Raw genomic sequence first — 20613 nt, 5'->3', positions numbered from 1 at the left:
ACTGCCATGAACGCACCGCTTTATCTGCCTCGTCCTGCCGATCAAGTGTCCTCGATGGACATGAATCATCTGAACCGTCTGCGTGGCGATGTGCAGGGCATGGGCGCGCTCGATCCCAAAGCGCAGGAAGAGGTTGCCCAGCAGTTCGAGGCCTTGTTCATCCAGCAAATGCTCAAGCAGGCCCGCGCCTCGACGCCAGGTATCGAAGGTATTTTCGACAGCGATCAAACGCGTTTGGCTCAGAGCTTGTCCGATGAGCAATCGGCGCAGACGCTGGCCAAATCGGGGTTGGGCCTGGCCCAAGCTTTGCTGTCGCAAATGCGGGGCGAAATGCAGCCCGCGGTCGATCCGCGTTTGCCGCACGATCGTGGTCTGGCCGCCGCCGCGGCGCTGCAGTCATCGGGCGCAGGGTCGCAAAACAAATTTGATTCAATTACCGATTTGCTCCAACTGTTGGGCAATACGCCCGTAGCCAAGCAGGCTAAGGCCACAACCGAAGCCTTGTATACGGCCATTAAAGGTTCGCCCGCTCACATAGAAGAGTTCGTGGCGAAATTGGGCGGTGCTGCGCGCCAGGCCGCGGAAAGCAGCGGTATTCCGGCTAAATTGATTCTTAGCCAGGCTGCGCTCGAATCGGGGTGGGGGCGGCGTGAAATCCGCGGCGAAGATGGCAGTAACAGCTATAACCTGTTCGGTATCAAGGCTACGTCAAACTGGACTGGCAAAGTCGTGAATATCACCACCACCGAGTACGTCGACGGCCAGCCGCAAAAAATGGTGCAGCCATTCCGGGCCTACAACTCGTATGCCGAATCATTTGCCGACTATGCGCGCTTGATCAGCCAGTCCGAGCGCTACAGCGAGGTGATGACGGCGCCCAATGCCGAAGCGGCGGCGGTAAGGATCCAGCAGGCGGGTTATGCAACCGATCCAAAATACGCAGACAAGCTCATTTCTATCATGGGTTACCTAGACGATCGTCTGGGGCCGAAGCAGGTAGCGCGTGCTAACCCGACTTCTTTGGTAACCCCCGGTTAAGGCGCTAAACATTTGGCGATTCCGGCCGTTAACCTGACGTAAGGTTATTTACCCTGTTTTCTTAGTGGAACCTCAATGAATTTAGCGAATCTGGGTCTGTCGGGCATCAATGTTGCACAAAACCGTCTCCAGACCACCGGCCACAACATCAATAACGCCAATACCGATGGCTATAACCGTCAGTCGGTCAATGTTTCGACGGCGGGTGCTCAGAGCATGGGGCGTGGGTATATCGGCATGGGCGTGAAAACCGACTCCATCGAGCGCGCCTACGACAACTTTTTGTATCGTCAGTTGGTCAATTCGCAAAGCAAAGAGTCCGAGCTTGCGTCTTACGGTACCGAGATTAAGCAAATCAATAATCTGTTTGCCGATCGCACGGTAGGCATTTCACCGGCGCTGCAAAAGTTTTTTGACGGCATTCAGGCCGTGGCATCGGCGCCGGCTGATCCGGCCGCCCGTAAAGAGCTGCTGGGCCGCGCTTCGAGTCTTGTGGGTCAAATCAATGATGCCAACGGATTCCTTGACGATCAGCGCAATAACCTGAATACGCAAATCAGCACGACGGTACGCCAGATCAATAGTTACGTCGAACGCATTCACGGTTTCAACCAGCAAATTGTGACGGCGAAGGCTGCCGGCGCAGGCGCTGCGCCTAACGATCTGCTCGATCAGCGCGATCAGGCTGTGGCTGAACTGAATAAGCTGGTGGGCGTTACCGTTATCGAACAAGGCGATCGCTTTGGGTTGTCGTTTGGCAGTGGGCAAGTCTTGCTGAGCGCCGACACGATGTACCCGCTTACGGCCAAGCCGTCTGACAACGATCCCAAACGTACCGTCGTGTCGTACACCATGCCGGTGGGCAACAACAAAACCACCCAAGTCGAAATCGACGATCAGTACATCCGCGGCGGTGCATTAGGCGGTCTGATGCAGTATCGTTCCGAAACGCTCGACCCTATCCAGAACGACCTGGGACGTATGGCGGTGGGCTTGGCCATGTCGGTTAATCAGGCGCACGCGCAAGGGTTTGATCAAAATGGCAACCCGGGCGGCGAAGTCTTTTCCATGCGTCAACCCGTTGTGGGGGCGGCAGTTACCAACAAAGGTACGGCTGCATTCACGGCTACGTTTTCCGACGCCAGCCAGCTGACGGCGCAAGACTATCAAATAGCCTACGATGGCACCAATTACTCGGTGGTTCGTGTCCCCGAGGGCTCGCTGGCCTATAAGGGTGACAGCAGCGGTTTTCCTCAGGTTATCGATGGCCTCGAAATTAACTTTTCGTCTACTTCGGGCGCGCCGGTTGCCGGCGACGTCTGGTCGTTGACGCCCACTCGCAACGCGGCATCAGACCTCGGCTTGACACTAAATGACCCTGCGCGGTTTGCTGCGGCCGGTACCGACGCAGGTGACGCCGATAACGCTAATGCGCTGGCGATGGCTCAATTGCAAACCAAAAAAACGTTGGGGCAGGGCACCATGAGCCTGAACGAATCGTTTTCGCAGATCGTCAACAATATCGGTGTTCAAACCCAGCAAAACATTACGTCACAAAAGGCGCAATCTACGCTGGTGCAGCAAAACTTTTCTGCACAGCAGGCCGTTTCGGGCGTCAACCTCAACGAAGAGTACGTCAATCTCGAACGCTATCAAGAGCAGTTTCGGGCGGCCTCACGGCTTATCGATATCAGCGGTACGCTGTTCGACACCCTGTTGGGTCTGAAGCAGTAATTTAGGTTTTGGGTTAGTGGTAGTAATTACAGTCCCCGATTTATAGGCGGTCGTCATGCGTATCAGTTCATCTTTGTTTTTCCAGACCGGTGTAAAAACCATCAACACCCAGCAAGCCGACCTGATGCACTTGTATCAGCAAATCGGTACGGGCAAGCGCATGATCACGCCGTCTGACGACCCCTTGGCGGCCGCTCAAACCATCAATATTGCGCAGTCGCAATCTCTGAATGCGCGCTATACCGAAAATCGCCAAGTGGCCAAAACAGCCTTGGCAACTGAAGAAAACACGCTGAATTCGGTGTCGTCGTTATTGCAAGGTATTAAGACCCGGCTGGTCGAAGCGGGTAACGGTACGCTTTCCGACGCCGACCGTACGGTGCTGGCCAATGTGCTCTCAAACGCCAAAGACAACCTGCTGGGTTTGGCTAACGCCACCGATGGCAGTGGGCAATATCTGTTTTCCGGGCATGCCGGTAGCCGTCCGCCCTTTGTCGCCGGCTCAACTGGTGCTGTTTCCTATCAGGGCGACGAAGGCCGCCGTTTGATTCAGATCGATCAAACCCGCCAGCTCGACTCTGCTGACTCCGGTCGCGAAATCTTCATGAGTGCTGCTCCGGGTGCACGCGATTACATCACCATGGCCGACCTGGGCAATACCGGTACCGGGGTTATTGAATCGCCCATTATCACCAACCCCAAAGGCGCCTATGTGGGCGAGTCGTTTCAAATCGACTTTTCCGAAGCTGCCGATGGCACCATGCAGTACAGTTTTCAGGTGTTTGATGCTGATGGTAATGTCCTTTCGGGCCCCTCAACACCGGTTAACTATTCGGCTGAAAACGCCTCGCTCGATTTGCCGGGTGGCGTGCAGGTTAAGTTCTCGGGCGTTCCAGCCGACGGCGATACCTTCCGTGTCGAACCCGTATTCCTGAGCAACCCTCATGTGGCGGCTGCATCGGCCGGCTGGTCGGGTGGCGTAACCCTGGGCAAACCGCAGGTTACTGACCCAGCCGGGGCCAATGTCAGCAGCGAACTGTCCGTTGTTTTTGGGGCCGAAACCGCCCCGGGTTCGGGTATTTATGATTACACCGTGACCGATAACGGTACACCGCCAGTATCCACGACGCTTCAATACGATTCTGCCAGCGGCAATCCGCTAGACCTGGGGGGAGGCATGCAAGTGGCGTTGTCTGGCGTACCGGTCAGTGGTGACGCCTTTACGGTCAAGCCCGTAGAGGCTCCAGCGAACCTGAATATTTTTGATTCCATCGACGCCATGATTGCGGCCCTCGAGCGGCCTACTGTAGCCGATCCTGCCGCGCGCGCCATGTTCAGTAACGTGCTCGCGTCCACCATGCAGCGCGTCGATGTGGTCTATGATCAGGTGCTCACCGTGCGTTCGTCGGTGGGTACGCGTATGGCCGAAATCGCCGCCATCGACGATAACGCCAGCCTGCGCGGTTTAAGTTACGCACAAGATCTGTCGCGTCTCGAAAACGTTGACTACTACGAGGCGACGGCGCAGCTCCAGTTGCGTACTGCAGCGCTCGAGGCGGCGTCAATGGCCTTCAAGAAAATTCAGGCGACCAGTTTGTTCAATATGAATAACTGATAAGCATCAAAGGGCGCATCAGGCGCCCTTTTCAGTACGCGTTATTTGCGGTTTCCTTTTACTTTTTCATCGAGATATAAAAAAACATGCGCGCGCAATTGCAGGTGAAAACACGTTTGGCATTGTTGCTGTTTTTTATGCTGGCGCTAACGCTGCTGGCCGTGGCAATGGGTTGGTATGCCATGCCGTCAGCCTCTGAAGCACGGTCAGCTTCTGCCGCATTGGTTCAGCGCCAAGAGCAGGCGACTTATGTTTTTATGATGGTTGCTGTACTTGCGGTGCTCTTGGCGCTGCTGACTTACCTGACCGTAGTGCGCAAGGCAACCGATCCAATGCAGCATATGGCGGCATTGCTGGCTAATCTGGCACAAGGGAACCTCACGAATAAAATTTCGGTACGCAGCACCGACGAGCCTGGCCAGATGTTTGCTAACGCAAAGGCGCTTCAAGATGCCTGGAGCAACGCCGTGGGTACCGTGCGTGAAGGTGTCAGTTATATCAATCACGACATCAAGCAACTGGTCTCTAGCAATTCCGACCTGACCTCGCGTACTGAGCAGCAAGCCACTGCCCTCGAACAAACAGCGTCAAGTATTCAGCAGTTGTCAGGCACTGTCAGGCAAAATGCAGATCATGCGCGCCAGGCAAACCAACTAGCCGTAACTGCGTCGCAGGTCGCGCAGCGCGGTGGTGATGCGGTTGGTGAAGTAGTGGCAACTATGCACGGCATTTCGACCAGTTCGCACAAAATTGCAGATATCGTTGGCGTTATTGACAGTATCGCCTTTCAGACTAATATTCTGGCGCTAAATGCCGCCGTTGAAGCCGCCCGAGCCGGTGAACAGGGTAAGGGCTTTGCCGTGGTGGCTTCCGAGGTGCGTGCGCTGGCGCAGCGCAGTGCGCATGCGGCCAAAGAAATTAAAGACCTCATCGAAGATTCGGTCAAGAAAGTGACCGAAGGTTCGGGTCAGGTTGAGCGTGCTGGTGCGACCATGGAGGAAATTGTTACTTCCGTGGCGCGTGTTACCGACATCATGGGCGAGATTTCCGCCGCAACCACCGAGCAGGCCGAAGGTATCGACCAAATTAATCAGGCGATTGGGCAGATGGACGGTATGACGCGTCAGAACGCGCAATTGGTGCATCGCTCGACCGAAGTCGCTGCAGATCTTGATGGTCGGGTAAATAAAGTCAGTACCGCGCTGTTGGGCTTTCAAGTCGAGCAGGGGGCCGTCGTTGATGTCGCGTCGGCACACGCGTCGACAGTAAAGAACGAGCGTGCGACAGCGCAGGTAAATGCACCTAAGTTGTCTGCAGGGGCGGCCCGGCAGGCGACAAGGTCTGCACCGGCATTGACCGGGGGTAGCACTCGTGCTGTTTCTAGAACGACATCGGGCGCCGGGACAGCCTCAAGTACCCCTCGAAATCCGGTGATCGCGCGCAAGCCAGCATCGTCGTCAACGGCGGCATCCGCAACACGCGATAGCGATGCAACGCTTAATCCGCGCGGGTCGGTTGCCGGCTCAGAGTCCGACGGCGGCGCGTCGCGAGCAGTGCCTCCTACCCCTGCACGTTACGTGAGCAGCGGTACCAACGAAAGCCATCGCGAAGACGATTGGGAAGAGTTCTGAATGTCAGTCAAACAACGTTTTAATCAGATATGCCGATGGACGGTATTTTCGGCGTCGGCGCTATTGGTGGCCTGTTCTACGACCGGCCGTTCATTCAACAGCATGGCGCTGGCCAATTTCGTGCCCGGTCAAACGACTTACGCTCAGGCTGTCGAAATGTTAGGGTCGGAGCCGGAAAACACTTATTCGCAGCTTAACGGCACCATGATCGCCCGATGGGCGAACAAAAACTCTGTGCTGACCGATGCTATTTATTTTCGGCAAGAAGTGATGTTGCGGTTTAGCCCTGACGGGCGGTTTGAGCGTGTGGTTGATAGCGTGAACGTGCTGAGTCAGCCCGGTGGCCAAAAAATGCCGGCGCATGGCCAGGTTTACGATGACCCCACCATGAGCGCCACAATCCAGCCAACGCCGGTAAAAGTTAGCACACCTATGCCGCCGCCGCCATCGCCGGTGCCGCAACCTAATCCCGAGCTAGAGCAACCGTTGCATTCCAAGTCGGTGACCTACCCGGTTCGGGGAACATACTAATTTGATAAAGGCGCCGTCGGGGTCAGGTTCCCGACGTGACCGATTTGGTGTAGGCGTGAGGCCAAACCAGCGGCTGCGTGTTCGGCTATAGCGCGTTAATGACGCGGCCCATCGCGTCATACCCCGAGTCAAATAACTGTTGAACGAACGGGGCAATTTGCGGCAGCACAACCCACAGCAAAATTAGCCCGACCAGCAAGCTAATGGGAAAGCCAACGGCAAAAACCGACAGCTGCTGAGCGGTACGATTCAGGATGCCGAGCGCCAGGCTGATAGATAACAACACAATAATCAGTGGCAAGGCCAACAGCATCCCCGAAATCATGACTTGGGCCGACCAGTCAAACAGCACACCTAGCCCAGTTGACTGGATAGGGGTTGAACTGATGGGCAGCAGATCGAAGCTGCGTATGAGGCCGGCCAACATGAGCAGGTGGCCGTTGACCGCCAGGAACAGCAGCATGGCGATCATGTTCATCAGGCGCGCCAGCACTGCTGTATTGGCGCCAGTTTGCGGGTCGAAGAACGAGGCGAACGACAACCCCATTTGTAGTCCGATGAATTCGCCCGCGGTTTGCACGGCGGCAAATACGATGCGCATCACCAGGCCCAGTATGGTGCCAATAAGAAACTGCTGAAGCGTTATGAACAACCCCTCGTACGATGCCGGTGAAATGGCAGGTGGGGTGGGTAGCGTCGGCGCTATGATGATGGACAGGAACGCGGCGAGCCCGACTTTGGCCCGCGTGGGAATCGAGGATTCGCCCAGTAGTGGTGCAGTACTTAAAAATGCCAGCAGTCGAACAAACGGCCACAGAAAGGCGTTTAGCCACGTGTATAGCTGATCGACTTCGATGGAGACCATGGCGCGGGGGCTGCGGCTAGCCGGCCAGCCCGGGCAATGACAGGATGAGTTGACGGATGTAATCGACCATCACACTGATCAGCCAGGGTCCAAGCAACACGAGCGTAGCGCCAACGGCCAGCAGCTTCGGAATAAATGACAGTGTCATTTCGTTGATTTGTGTGGCTGCCTGGAAAATACTGATGACCAAACCGACCACCAGTGTTACGAATAGCAGCGGGCCCGCCATCATCAGAGCGACTTGCATTGCCACGTAGGTCATCGACATGACGGTTTCAGCAGTCATTGAGCTTGCCTTGCGTTGTGCTATTGAGAAAAGCTGCGGGCCAACGAACCCAGCAAAAGGTGCCAGCCATCAGCCAGTACAAACAGCATGAGTTTGAACGGCAACGAAATGGTTACTGGCGGTACCATCATCATACCCAAGGCCATCAAAACACTGGCAACGACCAGGTCAATGATCAGGAATGGAATGAAAATGGTGAAGCCGATCTGGAACGCGGTTTTTAATTCGCTGGTGACGAAAGCAGGTACAAGTACCCGTAGCGGGACATCTTGTGGGGTTTGAATGTCGCCAATGTTGGCCATATTGGCAAAGAGCGACAGGTCGGTTTCGCGAGTGTGGCTGAGCATAAAGGCGTGCAGGGGCCGTGATCCGGCCTGCAAGGCAGCCTCGAAAGACAGGTCGCCGGTGCTTAGGGGCAGGTAGGCCTGTTCGTAGATTTGATCGAAAACCGGTGCCATTGCAAACAAGGTCAGAAACAATGCCAGACCAATCAATACCGAGTTGGGGGGCGACGCACCGGTACCCATGGCATTACGCAGCAGACCCAGCACAATAATGACGCGTGTGAAACCGGTCATCATGAGTAACATGGCCGGCAGGAACGACATCATGGTCAGCAGCAACAGGGTTTGCAGGCTGAGGGAATAGGTTTGTTCGCCGTTGGCCCCTGGCGTGGCTATAAACGCGGGCATGCCTTGTGCGGCTGCACCGATGGCGAAGGTACTGCCCAAAATGAACAGGGCAACCAAAATCAATGCTTTTAAAGACACTCTGAACGAGGGTGTGGTGCAGGCAGACTGTAGGGGCGCGTTCATACTGTGTCTTTTGGCGTGCCGGCGTCTTGGCGCGCGCTGTTTGCTGGCGGCAGCGTATGCAATAACGAAATGTTCTGAGGCGTTACGCCCAGCACCAATCGGGTGTCTTCGACCTCGACAATGGTAATAAAGCCGCGGCCGCCAAGGCTGTATGAGCTGACAACCTTGATGTCTTGCTGGCTACGGCCACGAATAAGGCCGGCCCGTCGGGCGAGCCAGGCACCGCCCAAAATCAACGCCAGAATGAATAGCAGAGCCAGAATCGGCTGCAGGACTTCGGGCGCATTCATGGGTTTAACGGCGGCTGTTGAGTCGGTGCAGACGGTCGGACGGCGTAATGATGTCGGTAAGACGAATGCCGTACTTGTCATCGACCACAACAACTTCGCCCTGAGCAATCAGGTAGCCATTGACGAAAATATCCATGGGCTCGCCGGCCAGGCCGTCGAGCTCGACGACCGAACCTTGTCCCAGTTGCAAGATATTTTTGATCGTGAGCTTGGTGCGCCCGAGTTCGACCGAAAGCTGGACGGGGATGTCCATGATAAGGTCGATATCGCTGTTGCCACCACTACCCGAACCAATGAGCGGCTGGAAGACCTGTTGTGTCGCCGGCGTTGCCGTGGGTGCGGGCGATGAAAAGGCGTTGCCTGCAGTTGAGCCTGGCTTGTCCTGGTCTTCGGCAACGCCTGATGGCGTGGCGGCAGTTTGTTCTGCCAGCGCAGCAGCCCAGTCGTCCATGTCGTCTTGCAAGCCATCGGCCTGAGTAGGACCACGTGAGGCTGCCGCTTGTTCAGACAGCGCAGCGGCCCAGTCGTCGTCAAGTTCTTCTGACAAACCGCCGGCCTGTGTAGGGTCTTGGTCGGACAGACCGTTGGTGGCTGCGTTTTCTTTATCGGGATCTTGAGTCGGATCAGTCATGGTGTCTTGCTCGGGTTAATTCGTGTTCTATCGGTGCCAGAACTTTCTGTACACGCAGTGCGTAACGGTTATTGAATGTACCGTAGCTGCATTCGAGGACCGGGACGCCGCCCACATGGGCAGTAATAGTGGGGGACAGTTCGAGAGGCAGAACGTCGTTGATCTTCATACGCATGAGTTCGCCGATTGTGCTTTGGATCTGACCGAATTCGGCGACCATTTCGACGTCGGCACTGCGAACTTCGTTGGCGAGCTGGTTTGTCCAGCGACGGTCGACCGCGTCAGATGACGAGTCTTGCAGCGGGCGAGACAGCACGTCGCGAATGGGCTCGATCATGGAATAGGGCAGGCAAATATTCAGGTTGCCGCCCGATGCGCCCAGTTCGATGTTGAACGAGCACACGACAACGACTTCGTTGCCGCTGGTGATGCTTGCGAACTTGGCGTACATCTCGGATCGGATGTATTCGAGCTCAAGCGGGTAGATGTTTTCCCAGCAGCTTTTGTAGCAATCGAGTGTTGCGTTCAGCAAACGGCCAATAATGCGTTGCTCGGTGGTGGTGAAGTCGCGTCCTTCGATGCGGGTGTTGTAACGACCGCTACCACCAAACAGGCTGTCGATGATCAGAAACACCAGATTTGGATCGAAGGTGAACAACGCCGTGCCGCGCAGCGGCTTGAGGGCAACCATATTAAGGTTGGCCGGCACAGGCAGGTTGCGTTCGAAGTCGGAGTACTTCTGGATTTTGATGGCCGAGACAGTGATGTCGGCGTTGCGTCGCATGAAGTTGAGCAACACGGTGCGCAAACGGCGAGCAAAACGCTCGTGAATGAGCTCGAGCGTGTGCATACGATGACGCACGACACGGTCGGGTGAGCTTAAGTCGTAGGGTCTGACCCCCGTGCGCGCGTCGTCGGACGACGGCGAAACGGGAGTTTCTTCGCCGGAGACCGTGGCCAGGATGGCATCAACCTCATCCTGAGATAGAAAGTTCGAATACGACATTTACTGGATGACGAACGCGGTGAAAAGCACGTTGGAAATTTTGGGCTGATTGGGATTCGGGAAGTAGGGTTGTGTCAGCGAAGCGACGATATCGGCCGCCAGCTGATTACGACCTTCATTGGCCTGAACATAACTTGGGGTGTTTTTTGTAAGCTCTGAAATAACGCGGTTGCGAACTTCGGGCATGTACTCGCGCAGGTGTTCACGCGAGGCTTCGTCGTCGACGCGCAACGTGATTTCAACATACAGAATGCGCGAACTATGATTGTCGCGCAACGTTACTGTGAAAGGATCAAGTGGCAGGAAAATGGGTTTGGCTGGGGGTTTGGCTTCTACCACTTCGGCGCTGTTTGCAGGCGCGCCCAGCATGCCGGACGCGTTCAGGAAATAGAAGGTGGCACCCAGGGTGGCCGCCATGATCGCAATAACAAGTAACGCAAGTTTCAGCAGTTTCATCGGTTAAGGGTCGGCTTTTTAACGTATTAATCAGGCAAATGTATCAACCTGACCATTATGCGTGCTTTGGGGGCGTGATGCCAGCGCAGTGTCGGGTTGATCAAGCGTTGCGCCTGAGCTCAGCGCGGTGCCGGACAGCCCGGCGCGCCCCGAATTATTACCGTTTTCTGCCTGTTGTTGGCCCTGACCCTGATCGCTGACAGATGTTTGACCCAGTGAAATACCCGCTTGTGCCATTTGTTGCTGCAACTGCGGCAGTGCGTTTTCAACCGCAGAGCGCACCGCTGCGTGAGGCGAAACAAACATGGCCTGGGCCACGCCGTCGTTGATATTGATGGAAATCCGAATAGGGCCAAGATCGGGCGGATCGAGGCGCAATTCGATCGATTGCAGGCCGTTTTTAAGCGACTGGCTGACTTGCGATACCTGCTGGCTGAAGTTGTTGCCCCACTGTGGGTGCCCAAGCGGTGTTGCGACGACGAGCGAGGCCCCGGATGCAGGTGCCCCCGATGCGGTTAGCTGCCCAGGTGCGGCCATGGCGCCAGTTTGCGGGGTGCTGCTTAACGCAAGCGGCTCGATACTGCGTGTATCGGCGGCGTTGGTATTGAACTCGGCGACGGCAACTCGAGTTGCCGTCGTTGTTTCGGCAGTGCCCTGGCTTTGTGCAATCTTGTTGGCCAAAACATCACGTGCACTGGCGTTAAGGCGTGCTTGCTTGTCGAGATGATCGGCGCGTTGGCCCACGTCGGCCAGTGTGATGGCCGCACCTGCTTTGTTGGCGTTGGTTTCGCGTGCCGATTGCGAACGCAAGATAGTGTCGGCGGAATTGCGTTCGATTGAGTCGGCTGTGTCGGTGCCGACGTTAGTCAGCGAAAAACGCTGCGTTGCTTCGCGTGCTTCAGACTGACGCGCGGCAGCAGCGCTAACCAGGTTGGCATCGTTCAGTCGCGCGGTGTTACCAGGCAGGCCTTCTTCGGTTAGCGCGGGTGTGCGCTGCGATTGTGATGCTAGGGTAATGGAGTCTGCGTCGACCGCGCTTGCGCTACGAGCGGCTTTGACGCTATCGGCGTCGACTTGCGCGCTGCGGGCGGCCAGTTGCACCTGGGCCACGGCCAGGGCAAGGCTAGACATGGCTGCGGCCGTTTCGGTGCCCGGTGCGGGGGCGGCTTGGGCGGCATCGTCGGCGGTTGCCAGGGCGTCTTGATTTGTTTGAGCGCCGTCCGGTTTGCTTGATTGGGCACCATCGGTACCGTCTGTGCTTTGGCTGTTGCTATCTTGGGTGCTTATTGCCCCGTTGTTGCTCTGACTGCCCTGGGCGGCCGCATTTTTTTGGGCCGAGGCGTTGTCGTTGCTTTGCGCCGGCTTTTTGGCCGGCGCCTGGGCTGCTTTTTGCGAACCCAGGACTTCGGAGAAACGGGGGCCGTTGGCATTGGCGTCGGGCGATGACTGGCTGGCCACTGCTGGCGGCGCAGAAATCATATTAAGTACCGAGGCCGGATTTTGTGCGTTCATGGCTTTACCCTGTTAATGGGTGTTGTGATGACGACGAAACTGGATGCTGGATAGTTCGTCGGTCATGATTTGTTCTTTCCGGTTGTTTTGCTGGATACGCTCTTGCTCCTGGCGCGACAACAGGGTTTCATACGATGTGAGCTGGCGTTTGTGGTCGAACCACCGCTGCTTGCCCTGTTCGAGTTTTTGGTCGAGCTGGGCCACTATCTTATTTTGCTGCGAAATGGCCTCATCCAAAGTGGCGATAAACTGCCTAAAATTGTGATAGTTCGCCGCCGATATGCCAGATGCTGTGGCTTTTTCAAGGCGGTCAACATAATCTTGTCGGTAAACGTGCAGTGTAGACAGCTGCGCCTGGGCGTCGTCTCGCGACGCATTCAGGTTCTGCAATTGTCGTGCTGCCTCGTTGGCCTGGTTCTGAGTCAGGTCAATGAGCGTGTGCATGGGGTTATGCTTTGCCATTTACATCTCCACTGGCCGGGTGGCCAAGCAGGCCGGCCAGCTCTTTGCTGGCCCGCGTGTAGTCGATCCGGCTGTTAAGGCTCTGCTGCAAATAAGCTTCAAGCCACGGGTATTTTTCGATAGCTTCGTCAATTTTTGGGTCGTTACCCTGGCGGTAAGCGCCCACGGCAATAAGGTCGCGGTTGCGCTGGTAACGCGACAGCATTTGCTTGAACTGATGCACCATGCTGAATTGTGACTGGGGCACAATGGCGTTCATGACGCGGGAGATCGACGCTTCGATATCGATGGCTGGGTAATGGCCGGCTTCTGCCAGCTTGCGCGACAGCACGATATGGCCATCAAGAATGGCGCGCGCCGAATCGGCGATCGGGTCTTGCTGGTCATCGCCTTCGGTCAGAACGGTGTAAAACGCGGTAATAGAACCTGCGGGCTTGTCCCCGACAGGGGCACCGTTACCCGCGCGCTCAACCAGCGCCGGTAGTTTGGCAAATACTGAAGGTGGGTATCCTTTGGTGGCGGGAGGTTCGCCAATGGCCAGGGCGATTTCTCGTTGCGCCATGGCGTAGCGGGTCAGTGAGTCCATGATCAGCAATACATTTTTACCCTGATCACGAAAGTACTCTGCTAACCGGGTAGCGTATACGGCGCCTTGCATGCGCAGCAGTGGCGACACGTCGGCCGGCGCAGCAACGACAACGGCGCGCTTACGGCCTTCGGGCCCAAGATTGTGTTCAATAAACTCTTTAACCTCTCGGCCCCGTTCGCCGATTAGGCCCACCACAATCACGTCGGCCGCAGTGTAGCGCGCCATCATGCCCAGCAATACGCTTTTGCCGACCCCTGAACCTGCAAACAGCCCCATGCGCTGACCGCGCCCAACGGTAAGCAGCCCATTGATGGCGCGCACGCCAACGTCGAGCACCGTATCGATGGGGGCCCGCGCCAGTGGGTTGATGGTGTGCGCGTTGAGCGATGCTTGCGAGACGTGGTTGACGGGCCCTAAGCCGTCAAGCGGGCGCCCGGCGGCATCAAGTACCCGGCCCAACAGGGCATCGCCTACCGGCAAGTGTCGGGCCTGCGACGTTAACGGGGTTTCGTCCGCCTCCTCGGGAGAGCGATCGTCGATCTGAACGACGGTGGTTTCACCGGGGACAATGCGGGCTCCGGGCGGCAAACCGGAAATGTCGCTTTGCGGCATCAGGTAAAGTGTGTTGCCATGAAAGCCCACGACCTCGGCGTCTGCCCAATGGTTGTGCCGGGGGGAAATTTCGATTTTGCATGCGGCGCCCACGGCTAGTCGCAGGCCTGTTGCCTCAAGCACCATACCCGTCGCACGGGTGACCCGTCCGCTGGCATTCCAGGATTCAATCGTCGAGATTCGGCGAGACGCATTTTGCAGTCGATTGCTCCAGCGTGCGGCCATTTGAGGTAGAGCGGACTTGGCTTCAGTCATTGCCCGTGTCCCAGGCCGGAGCTTCGCGCAGGGTGCCAGCAATACGCTCCCAGCGGGTTTTCAGCGTAGCATCGATATCGCCTAGCGAAGTCTCGGCGTAGCAACCACCGCGTTCGATTCGAGGGTCGGCTTCGAGATGCCAATGATGCATGCGAGGGTCGTCTGACAAATGACGTTTGACCAGCGTCAGGTCTTCGGGGTGCATGCGCAAACGCATGAGCCCTTTGCCTTCGCCGCTATCGGTGGCGAGGATATCGCGTACGGTATCGAGGATGGCTTCCGGTGAGGCCGCTATCGTCGAGCGGATCACTTGTCTGGCAATGTTCAAGGCCAAATCAACCAGTGATTCGGCCACCTGATTATTAAGTGCGTTGACAGATGCCGCGCACGACTGGGCTACGCTTTGGATCTGACCGACCTCAGTTGCGCTGATGGCGCGACCTTCGGCCAGCCCTTTCTCGTAGCCTTCGCGGTGCCCAGCCTGAAACCCTTCGTCATGGCCGCTTTTCAGGCCTTCGGCCTTGCCCGCAGCAAAGCCTTCCGCGTGCCCCTGTTTCAGTCCGGCTTCACGGCCTTCCTGAACAGCTCGCTCGCGCGCCTCTTGCCCGATTCGGGCGACCTGGGCGACGACATCTTCTGGGATATCGTTGGTAGCCTTAACCGGCTGTCGAGCGGAGGTGGCTTTTTGAGCGGTTTTTTCTTCGGCCAAGCGGCGCGCCAGACGACCACCTGGGGCGGACGCTGTAGGTTTGCCGTTGCCCAGGTCAGTCATTTCCCAGCGCTGCCACGTGCCAGGGTCGTTGTGATCGTGATTGGTGTCAGACATACTCGTCGTTGCCCAGGCGTGTCAGGCTGATCTGGCCTGTTTCGGCCAGACGGCGTGCCACAGCCAGAATACCTTTCTGGGCTTCTTCGACCTTGGACATGCGGACAGGACCTTGCGCTTCCAGGTCGTCGCGTAGCATTTCGGAGGCGCGATTGGACATGTTGCCCAGGAACTTTTCGCGCAGCTCTTCGGGGGCGCCCTTGAGTGCAATGGTGAGGCTGTCGGTGTTGATTTCTTTGAGAATAAGCTGGATAGCCGTATCTTCGATGTCCACGAGGTTCTCGAAAACGAACATTTCCTCGCTGATGCGTTGGGCCAGATCGGCATCGAGTTCGCGCAGATTGTTCATGACCGCATCTTCTTCCGACGATGTCATGAAGTTGAGGATCTCGGCTGCCGTACGTACACCACCCAGCTTGCTGCGTTTTGCACCCTGGCCGGACAGCAAATTATTCAGTACGTCCGTCAGTTCGGCCAAGGCGGCGGGCTGTACCCCGCCAAACGTGGCAATACGCAGCATGACGTCGTTGCGTAGGCGCTCGTTAAGCAACTCTAGGACCGAGGATGCTCGGTCGCGCTGCAGGTGAACCAGGATGGTAGCGATGATCTGCGGGTGCTCGTCGGCGACGAGTTCTGCAACGCTGGCGGCATCCAGCCAGTTAAGCGCGTCGATACCCCCGGCGCCGGCCTCGGCGTCGAGGATGTCTTCGATCAGGCCGGCCGCCCGATCGGTACCCAGCGCTTTTGTCAGCACCGAGCGGATGTAGTCTTCAGAGCCCAGGCTGACCGCCATGAACTGGTCGGCTTCTTGGCGGAAGTCGGCCAAAACTTTGTCGACATCGCTGCGCGTGAGCTGTTTGATGCCGGCCATTGAACTACTGATCTGCTGGATTTCGGGTGGTGAGAGGTGTTTGAATACCTCGGCCGCCGCGTCTTCGCCCAGCGACATCACCAGAATGGCACAGCGTTCAGAGGGGTCTTCAAGGTTTGCCATTTTTTTCCATCCATGAGCGCAAGACCATGGCGACAGCGCGTGGGTCTTTCTCGGCCAATTCGCGTGCCGCCTTCAGGAGGTCTTCGTAGCGTGTGATTTCGGATGCGCGTTTCAGTACAGCATCTTCGCCTTCGGGTTGGGTGCCGGCAGCCCCGGCCAGAGCAGCGACCTGTTCGCGCTTGGCAGTCAGGCTGTCGATGGCTGGCTTGCCGATCTTGCGCCAGACAATGAACAGGGCGATGGCAATGAGCAGGTATTCAAGCCCTTTGAGCGCCAGTGCGTGATATTCGGGGTCTTTCCAGACCGGCGGCGTAACGGTGGTGTTTTCGTTGAACGGGCTGTTGATGACGCTGACGGTGTCACCGCGATCGACCGAGTAGCCCATGGCGTCGCGCACCAGGCTGTTCAGGCTGTCGAGCGTTTCCTGTGGCAAGGGAGCGTATTCGCCTTCGGCATTGGGCTGGTAGTTGACGACAACGGCGACAGACAACCGGCGCAGTTTGCCGACCGGGTCTTTGATGTGACTGATGGTGCGGTCGACTTCGTAATTGATGGTTGAGTCACGTCGGATATTGGCGGGGCCGCCGTCGGTACCCTGAGCGTTATCTTGATTTGCAGCTGCATTAGCGTTGTTGCCCGGTTGCGCGTTCGGGTTGTCGCCGGGAGGAACAACAATAGGCGCAGCGGCGTTGGCGGGCGGCTGGTTCGTGAGTGCGCCCGGTACGCCAGTGGGCGGAAGGCTATCGAATTGGTCGGCGGCACTGCGCTGCTCGCTGCGTACGGCCGCTTCGCCCGGGTTCTGATTGGGACGATAAACTTCGGAGGTTTGCTCGCGCACCGAAAAGTCGACATCGGCGCTGGCCTGCGCCCTGACGTTACCGGCACCCACCAGGGGGGTCAGTAGTGTCATGATCCGCTGAACGGTTCGCTGTTCGATGTCGTTGACCAAAGACCGGCGAGAGTTCTCCAGGCCGGCTTCGCCAGAGGGTGAAGTGAGTAGTCGACCATTTTGATCGACGATGGAAACGCTGTCAGAGGTGAGGTTGGGAACGCTGGACGAAACCAGCCAGGTGATGGCGGCAACCTGGGCTTCACTGAGTGAGCGGCCTGGATACAGCGTGACCAATACCGATGCGGTAGGGGGCTGGCGGTCCCGCACAAACAGGCTTTCGCGTGGCAGCGCAAGGTGTACGCGTGCCGACTGAACCGCATGAACTGCTTCGACCGAGCTGGCCAGCTCGCCCTCAAGGGCACGTTGGTAGGTGATTTGCTCGGTAAACTGGCTGGCCCCGAATCGGGTGTTGTCGAGTAGCTCGAAACCCGCGCCGCCCGCACGCGGCAAGCCCTGTTCGGCAAGTTGCAGGCGGGTGCGGTGCACCATATCGGCCGGCACCATGATCGACGTGCCGTTGTCCGAAATTCGGTACTGTACGTTCATTTGCGTCAGTGCCGTGATAATGGCACCGCCGTCACGGTCTTCAAGGTTTGAAAACAATGTACGGTATTCGGGCGGGCGTGACCACAGAAAGGCCACCACAACAAGCGCGACTAGCACCGATACGGCACCGATCAGCGCAGGCTTGGGGATAGCGCCCAACTTTGACAGCATGGGGAAACGAGCCAACAAAGCGGCGGCCTGGCTCATTGAAGACCTCGGGGACGACACACTTGTGCTGCGGGTAAAGCGGTTGATCGGGCAGAGTGCAAGTTACGCATTCGATTAGACGTTAATAATCAGAGCGTCGATTATTACTTGTCTGAGGGGAGTCGCAAGCGCCGAAAAGCACCGCTTTTGGGTGTCTTTTCGCTCTAACGGCAATGTGTTGGCAAAGTTTAGGCTGTTGCGTTCATTTATTTGTTCTTGTAATGCTTTGATCGCTAGGAACAAATCTTGTTTGGATTTGAAACGCCGGAAAAGCCGGGGATATGTCCGTTTATTGTCGGTCTTTGGTTTGACGGTATCAGGTTACATTAAATCCACTAAGACCTGCGTGTCGATCATCAAAATTTTTGTCATGGCTATTCAACAATATTCTGCAATAGAAAACGTTTTGGCCCAAATGCGGTCTGTTGCCCAGACGGCCCAGGCACAGCCGGCCGATAATGGTGCGTCGGCTATTGAACCGGGCGGCTTTGCAAACGAGCTTCAGCGCTCTTTGCAGCGGGTAGCGCAAATGCAAAACTCCGCTACGACGCAAGCCAAAGCGTTTCAGTTGGGCGACCCGAACATTTCGCTTAACGATGTCATGATCGATATGCAGAAGGCCAGCGTGGCATTCCAGGCCACCGTGCAAGTTCGTAATCGGCTGGTTGCAGCCTATCAGGAAATTGCCAGCATGCCCGTGTAAGTTAAGGCTTGGCGCTGGCTTGCCATTGTGCAAAGCTGGTTTTGTTAAAGTTTCAATGTATCTGGCCCGCATATCATGCGGGCTTTTTTTATTCGGGCTTGAATTCGTCTTTTCGGGAATCAAGTGCGTACAACCAGGCCAGGATTTCGGCAATCGCCTGGTATAGCTCGGGCGGGATATGCTGGTCGAGGTCGACTTGCATCAGCAAGCCCACCAGCTCGGGGGACTCGTGTACATACAGCCCATTTTCTTTAGCTGTCCGGATGATGGTGTCAGCCAGTGAACCATAGCCTTTGGCCACCACACGGGGAGCGGTGTCGTGCGCGTCGTAAGTGATGGCGACTGCTGATGGCCGGTGTTTATGCAGGTCGCCTGGCCCGGGCTTAATCATGCTGGGGCTCCGAGGTGTTGCGATCGATGGCCAATTGGCTGAGTGCCAGGCCGGATGCATTGAAACGAGCACGTAAGGCGTCGCTGTTGGACGACAAGACATCGGCCGACTGAGGGGCGACCATATGCATCAAGACTTGTTGTCCGACCAGATTGATGCGTACCTGGACTTCGCCAAGATTGGGCAAATGCAGCGTCAGTCGCGTGGCCCAGTGCTGTAGGTCATCTGCCGATCCTTCACCGGGTTCGCGCCGTTGGATTTCGAGGTCCATAGGGGCGCTGGGCCAGGCTTCACCCCGCCATGCCACCGTCTGGTTCGCTAAAACTTCGAGTTGTTGGCGAACCAGCAAGTGGGTCTCGGGGTGCAGGCCGCTTAGGGCAGTGTTGGCTTGCGGCTGGGTAGCCGGGGAACTAGATGGCGATGTTGCGGAAGTGTTTGCGGCTGTACCGGCCGGGGTGCCGGCTGAGTCGACACGGGCGGATGCGTTTGTCGCCGTCGCTGCTGTTTGTGCTGTATTGGGTGCAGTTGCGGCGGTGTTTTGCCCGGCGGCGGGCGTGTTGGACGCGGTGCCGGCAGTGTTTGCTGCTTGTTGCGTCAGTTGTGCCTGCGGCTCTTGGCGCAATAGTGGCAGACTGGTTTTACCGAAAGCCATATTGCTTAAGTGCGACTCGTAAAACAAGCCACTGGTTTGGAGGGCGTTGCTGAGCGCTTGGCTAAAGGCCTGCGCCGAAACGCGCTGGGCGAAAAGCGTCTGTGCCGTCGTGGATGTTTGGGCTGTGCCTTGAGCCGTGCTAGCCGTGCCGGCTGCCGATGAGGCCGTTTGCTGAGCCCCGGCGGCCGGGGCGCTGGCGCCGGTTGACTGCTGCGCTGGCGTACCACTGGTCGATGCGGCTGTCTGTTGACCTTGCGCGGGCTGTTGCCCCCCTTCGGAAGGCGGCGGCACCAGCGGTTGCCGACCCTGAACGGGGGCGGGGTGTTCGGGGAAATTCATCAGCAGGGCAAGAATCGTACGTGCCGCATTGCCGAGTGTGGTGGGGGCCGATGGTGTGGTGCCGGTATTAGGCCCTTCTTTGGTCGTGCCGAGCAGCCCTTTGTGGGCTTCGAGTTTACCGCGCTCGATTTGTTGTCGAACTTGCTGTTCGTTTTGCAGTTGTGCTCGGTCGACAGCTTCGCGTGGTTGGCGATTGACCTGATTTTGAAGCTGTTCGGCACGGGCCGCTTCAGCGGCCTGGGATACGGCGTCTGGGCGTGCGCCTGAGGCCAGGTTAGTTTGTTGCGCAAGTGTTGTGCCCAGGGCAGCGTCGATGCGCTGCACCAGGAGTGTTCCCAGGCCGGAAGGGCCTCCGACGCTCATGATTGCGTTTTAGGCTGTGCCAGGTAGGCCTGCACGACATTTTGTTGGCGCTTGATGCTGCCTAACATGGTGCCCAGGCGTTCGAGCTCTGGTGCAGCCAAGTGCCGAATCCGCGCGTCGTCGTTGAGGATTTTGGTGAGCAGGGGCTTGCGCGCTACGCGATCTTCGTCGTCGAGTGGGCTGAGCGCGCGGAGTGATTCTACAGCCTGACAATATTCTTGCCCGATTGAGATGACCGACTCCCAGTCGTTCTGGGACGCCAGTCTGACCATTTTGTCGGAGAGTTCTGCGATCAGTTCGTACTGGCGCAGCGTAGGCGTGGATTCGGTCATAGTTATGTGGGCGGCTGGCATGTCGAAATCTTTAAGTTGC

The 20613-nt window shown here is 57.2% G+C and carries 22 protein-coding genes; 6 read left to right on the top strand and 16 right to left on the bottom strand.

Annotated elements, in window-relative coordinates; all coding sequences use genetic code 11:
* Positions 1 to 6 precede the first annotated feature (6 nt).
* From flgJ to PuT2_RS07915, 5 genes are all read left to right on the top strand, one after another.
* The gene (gene flgJ / locus PuT2_RS07935; protein ID WP_093970467.1) at positions 7 to 1038 is read left to right on the top strand and encodes a flagellar assembly peptidoglycan hydrolase FlgJ; all 1032 of its coding nucleotides are present in this window, start codon (positions 7 to 9) and stop codon (positions 1036 to 1038) included.
* Positions 1039 to 1113: 75 nt separating this feature from the next.
* Entirely contained in the window at positions 1114 to 2772 is a 1659-nt protein-coding gene (gene flgK / locus PuT2_RS07930) for a flagellar hook-associated protein FlgK (RefSeq protein WP_093970466.1), read from the top strand.
* A 55-nt stretch (positions 2773 to 2827) separates the two neighbouring features.
* Positions 2828 to 4387 (top strand): flagellar hook-associated protein FlgL, encoded by a 1560-nt coding sequence (gene flgL / locus PuT2_RS07925; RefSeq protein ID WP_093970465.1) that lies wholly within the window; start codon positions 2828 to 2830, stop codon positions 4385 to 4387.
* Between the two features lie 104 nt (positions 4388 to 4491).
* On the top strand, positions 4492 to 6018 hold the full coding sequence (locus PuT2_RS07920) for a methyl-accepting chemotaxis protein (RefSeq protein WP_254046969.1): 1527 nt from the start codon (positions 4492 to 4494) through the stop codon (positions 6016 to 6018).
* Complete coding sequence (locus tag PuT2_RS07915; RefSeq protein WP_093970463.1) at positions 6019 to 6549, top strand: hypothetical protein; 531 nt, start codon at positions 6019 to 6021, stop codon at positions 6547 to 6549.
* Positions 6550 to 6634: 85 nt separating this feature from the next.
* Here the strand turns inward: PuT2_RS07915 and fliR are convergent, their stop codons facing one another.
* From fliR to fliF, 13 genes are read right to left on the bottom strand one after another with little or no spacing between them, the layout of a single operon-like run.
* A complete protein-coding gene (gene fliR / locus PuT2_RS07910; protein ID WP_093970462.1) occupies positions 6635 to 7414 on the bottom strand; it encodes a flagellar biosynthetic protein FliR in 780 nt (259 codons plus the stop codon).
* Positions 7415 to 7430: 16 nt separating this feature from the next.
* Positions 7431 to 7700, bottom strand: coding sequence for a flagellar biosynthesis protein FliQ (gene fliQ, locus PuT2_RS07905; protein WP_093970461.1), 270 nt, complete (start codon positions 7698 to 7700; stop codon positions 7431 to 7433).
* Positions 7701 to 7720: 20 nt separating this feature from the next.
* Positions 7721 to 8515 carry a flagellar type III secretion system pore protein FliP gene (fliP, locus tag PuT2_RS07900; RefSeq protein WP_093970460.1) on the bottom strand — a complete coding sequence of 265 codons (795 nt, stop codon included), beginning with the start codon at positions 8513 to 8515 and terminating at the stop codon, positions 7721 to 7723.
* Positions 8512 to 8805 (bottom strand): flagellar biosynthetic protein FliO, encoded by a 294-nt coding sequence (fliO, locus tag PuT2_RS07895; protein ID WP_158214024.1) that lies wholly within the window; start codon positions 8803 to 8805, stop codon positions 8512 to 8514. The genes fliP and fliO overlap by 4 nt, the downstream gene beginning before the upstream one ends.
* 4 nt (positions 8806 to 8809) lie before the next feature.
* A complete protein-coding gene (fliN, locus tag PuT2_RS07890) occupies positions 8810 to 9436 on the bottom strand; it encodes a flagellar motor switch protein FliN (protein WP_093970458.1) in 627 nt (208 codons plus the stop codon).
* Entirely contained in the window at positions 9429 to 10442 is a 1014-nt protein-coding gene (gene fliM / locus PuT2_RS07885) for a flagellar motor switch protein FliM (RefSeq protein ID WP_093970457.1), read from the bottom strand. Before fliM ends, fliN begins: the two co-directional genes overlap by 8 nt.
* Complete coding sequence (gene fliL, locus PuT2_RS07880) at positions 10443 to 10898, bottom strand: flagellar basal body-associated protein FliL (protein ID WP_093970456.1); 456 nt, start codon at positions 10896 to 10898, stop codon at positions 10443 to 10445.
* Between the two features lie 30 nt (positions 10899 to 10928).
* Positions 10929 to 12410, bottom strand: a complete 1482-nt coding sequence (locus tag PuT2_RS07875; protein WP_093970455.1) for a flagellar hook-length control protein FliK — start codon at positions 12408 to 12410, stop codon at positions 10929 to 10931.
* A 12-nt stretch (positions 12411 to 12422) separates the two neighbouring features.
* On the bottom strand, positions 12423 to 12872 hold the full coding sequence (gene fliJ, locus PuT2_RS07870) for a flagellar export protein FliJ (protein WP_093970454.1): 450 nt from the start codon (positions 12870 to 12872) through the stop codon (positions 12423 to 12425).
* A complete protein-coding gene (gene fliI / locus PuT2_RS07865) occupies positions 12859 to 14328 on the bottom strand; it encodes a flagellar protein export ATPase FliI (RefSeq protein ID WP_093970453.1) in 1470 nt (489 codons plus the stop codon). The genes fliJ and fliI overlap by 14 nt, the downstream gene beginning before the upstream one ends.
* Positions 14321 to 15154, bottom strand: coding sequence for a flagellar assembly protein FliH (gene fliH, locus PuT2_RS07860; RefSeq protein WP_093970452.1), 834 nt, complete (start codon positions 15152 to 15154; stop codon positions 14321 to 14323). The genes fliI and fliH overlap by 8 nt, the downstream gene beginning before the upstream one ends.
* Complete coding sequence (fliG, locus tag PuT2_RS07855) at positions 15147 to 16148, bottom strand: flagellar motor switch protein FliG (RefSeq protein WP_093970451.1); 1002 nt, start codon at positions 16146 to 16148, stop codon at positions 15147 to 15149. The genes fliH and fliG overlap by 8 nt, the downstream gene beginning before the upstream one ends.
* Positions 16135 to 17793, bottom strand: coding sequence for a flagellar basal-body MS-ring/collar protein FliF (gene fliF / locus PuT2_RS07850; protein ID WP_093970450.1), 1659 nt, complete (start codon positions 17791 to 17793; stop codon positions 16135 to 16137). Before fliF ends, fliG begins: the two co-directional genes overlap by 14 nt.
* 370 nt (positions 17794 to 18163) lie before the next feature.
* Here fliF and fliE point away from each other — a divergent pair, with 370 nt between their 5' ends.
* Positions 18164 to 18496: a flagellar hook-basal body complex protein FliE gene (gene fliE, locus PuT2_RS07845; protein ID WP_093970562.1), complete on the top strand. Its 333-nt coding sequence runs from the start codon at positions 18164 to 18166 to the stop codon at positions 18494 to 18496.
* Between the two features lie 88 nt (positions 18497 to 18584).
* Here fliE and PuT2_RS07840 read toward each other — a convergent pair whose 3' ends face one another.
* Genes PuT2_RS07840 through PuT2_RS07830 form a run of 3 tightly spaced genes read right to left on the bottom strand, consistent with a single transcriptional unit; the run spans position 18585 to position 20594 of the window.
* Positions 18585 to 18887, bottom strand: a complete 303-nt coding sequence (locus PuT2_RS07840) for an EscU/YscU/HrcU family type III secretion system export apparatus switch protein (RefSeq protein WP_093970449.1) — start codon at positions 18885 to 18887, stop codon at positions 18585 to 18587.
* Positions 18880 to 20241 (bottom strand): flagellar hook-length control protein FliK, encoded by a 1362-nt coding sequence (locus PuT2_RS07835; RefSeq protein WP_093970448.1) that lies wholly within the window; start codon positions 20239 to 20241, stop codon positions 18880 to 18882. Before PuT2_RS07835 ends, PuT2_RS07840 begins: the two co-directional genes overlap by 8 nt.
* Complete coding sequence (locus PuT2_RS07830) at positions 20238 to 20594, bottom strand: flagellar protein FliT (protein ID WP_233574942.1); 357 nt, start codon at positions 20592 to 20594, stop codon at positions 20238 to 20240. Before PuT2_RS07830 ends, PuT2_RS07835 begins: the two co-directional genes overlap by 4 nt.
* Between the last annotated feature and the right edge of the window lie 19 nt (positions 20595 to 20613).

Source organism: Pusillimonas sp. T2, assembly GCF_002236805.1.
Taxonomy (GTDB): domain Bacteria; phylum Pseudomonadota; class Gammaproteobacteria; order Burkholderiales; family Burkholderiaceae_B; genus Neopusillimonas.
This window is presented reverse-complemented; position numbering and strand designations above follow the sequence as displayed.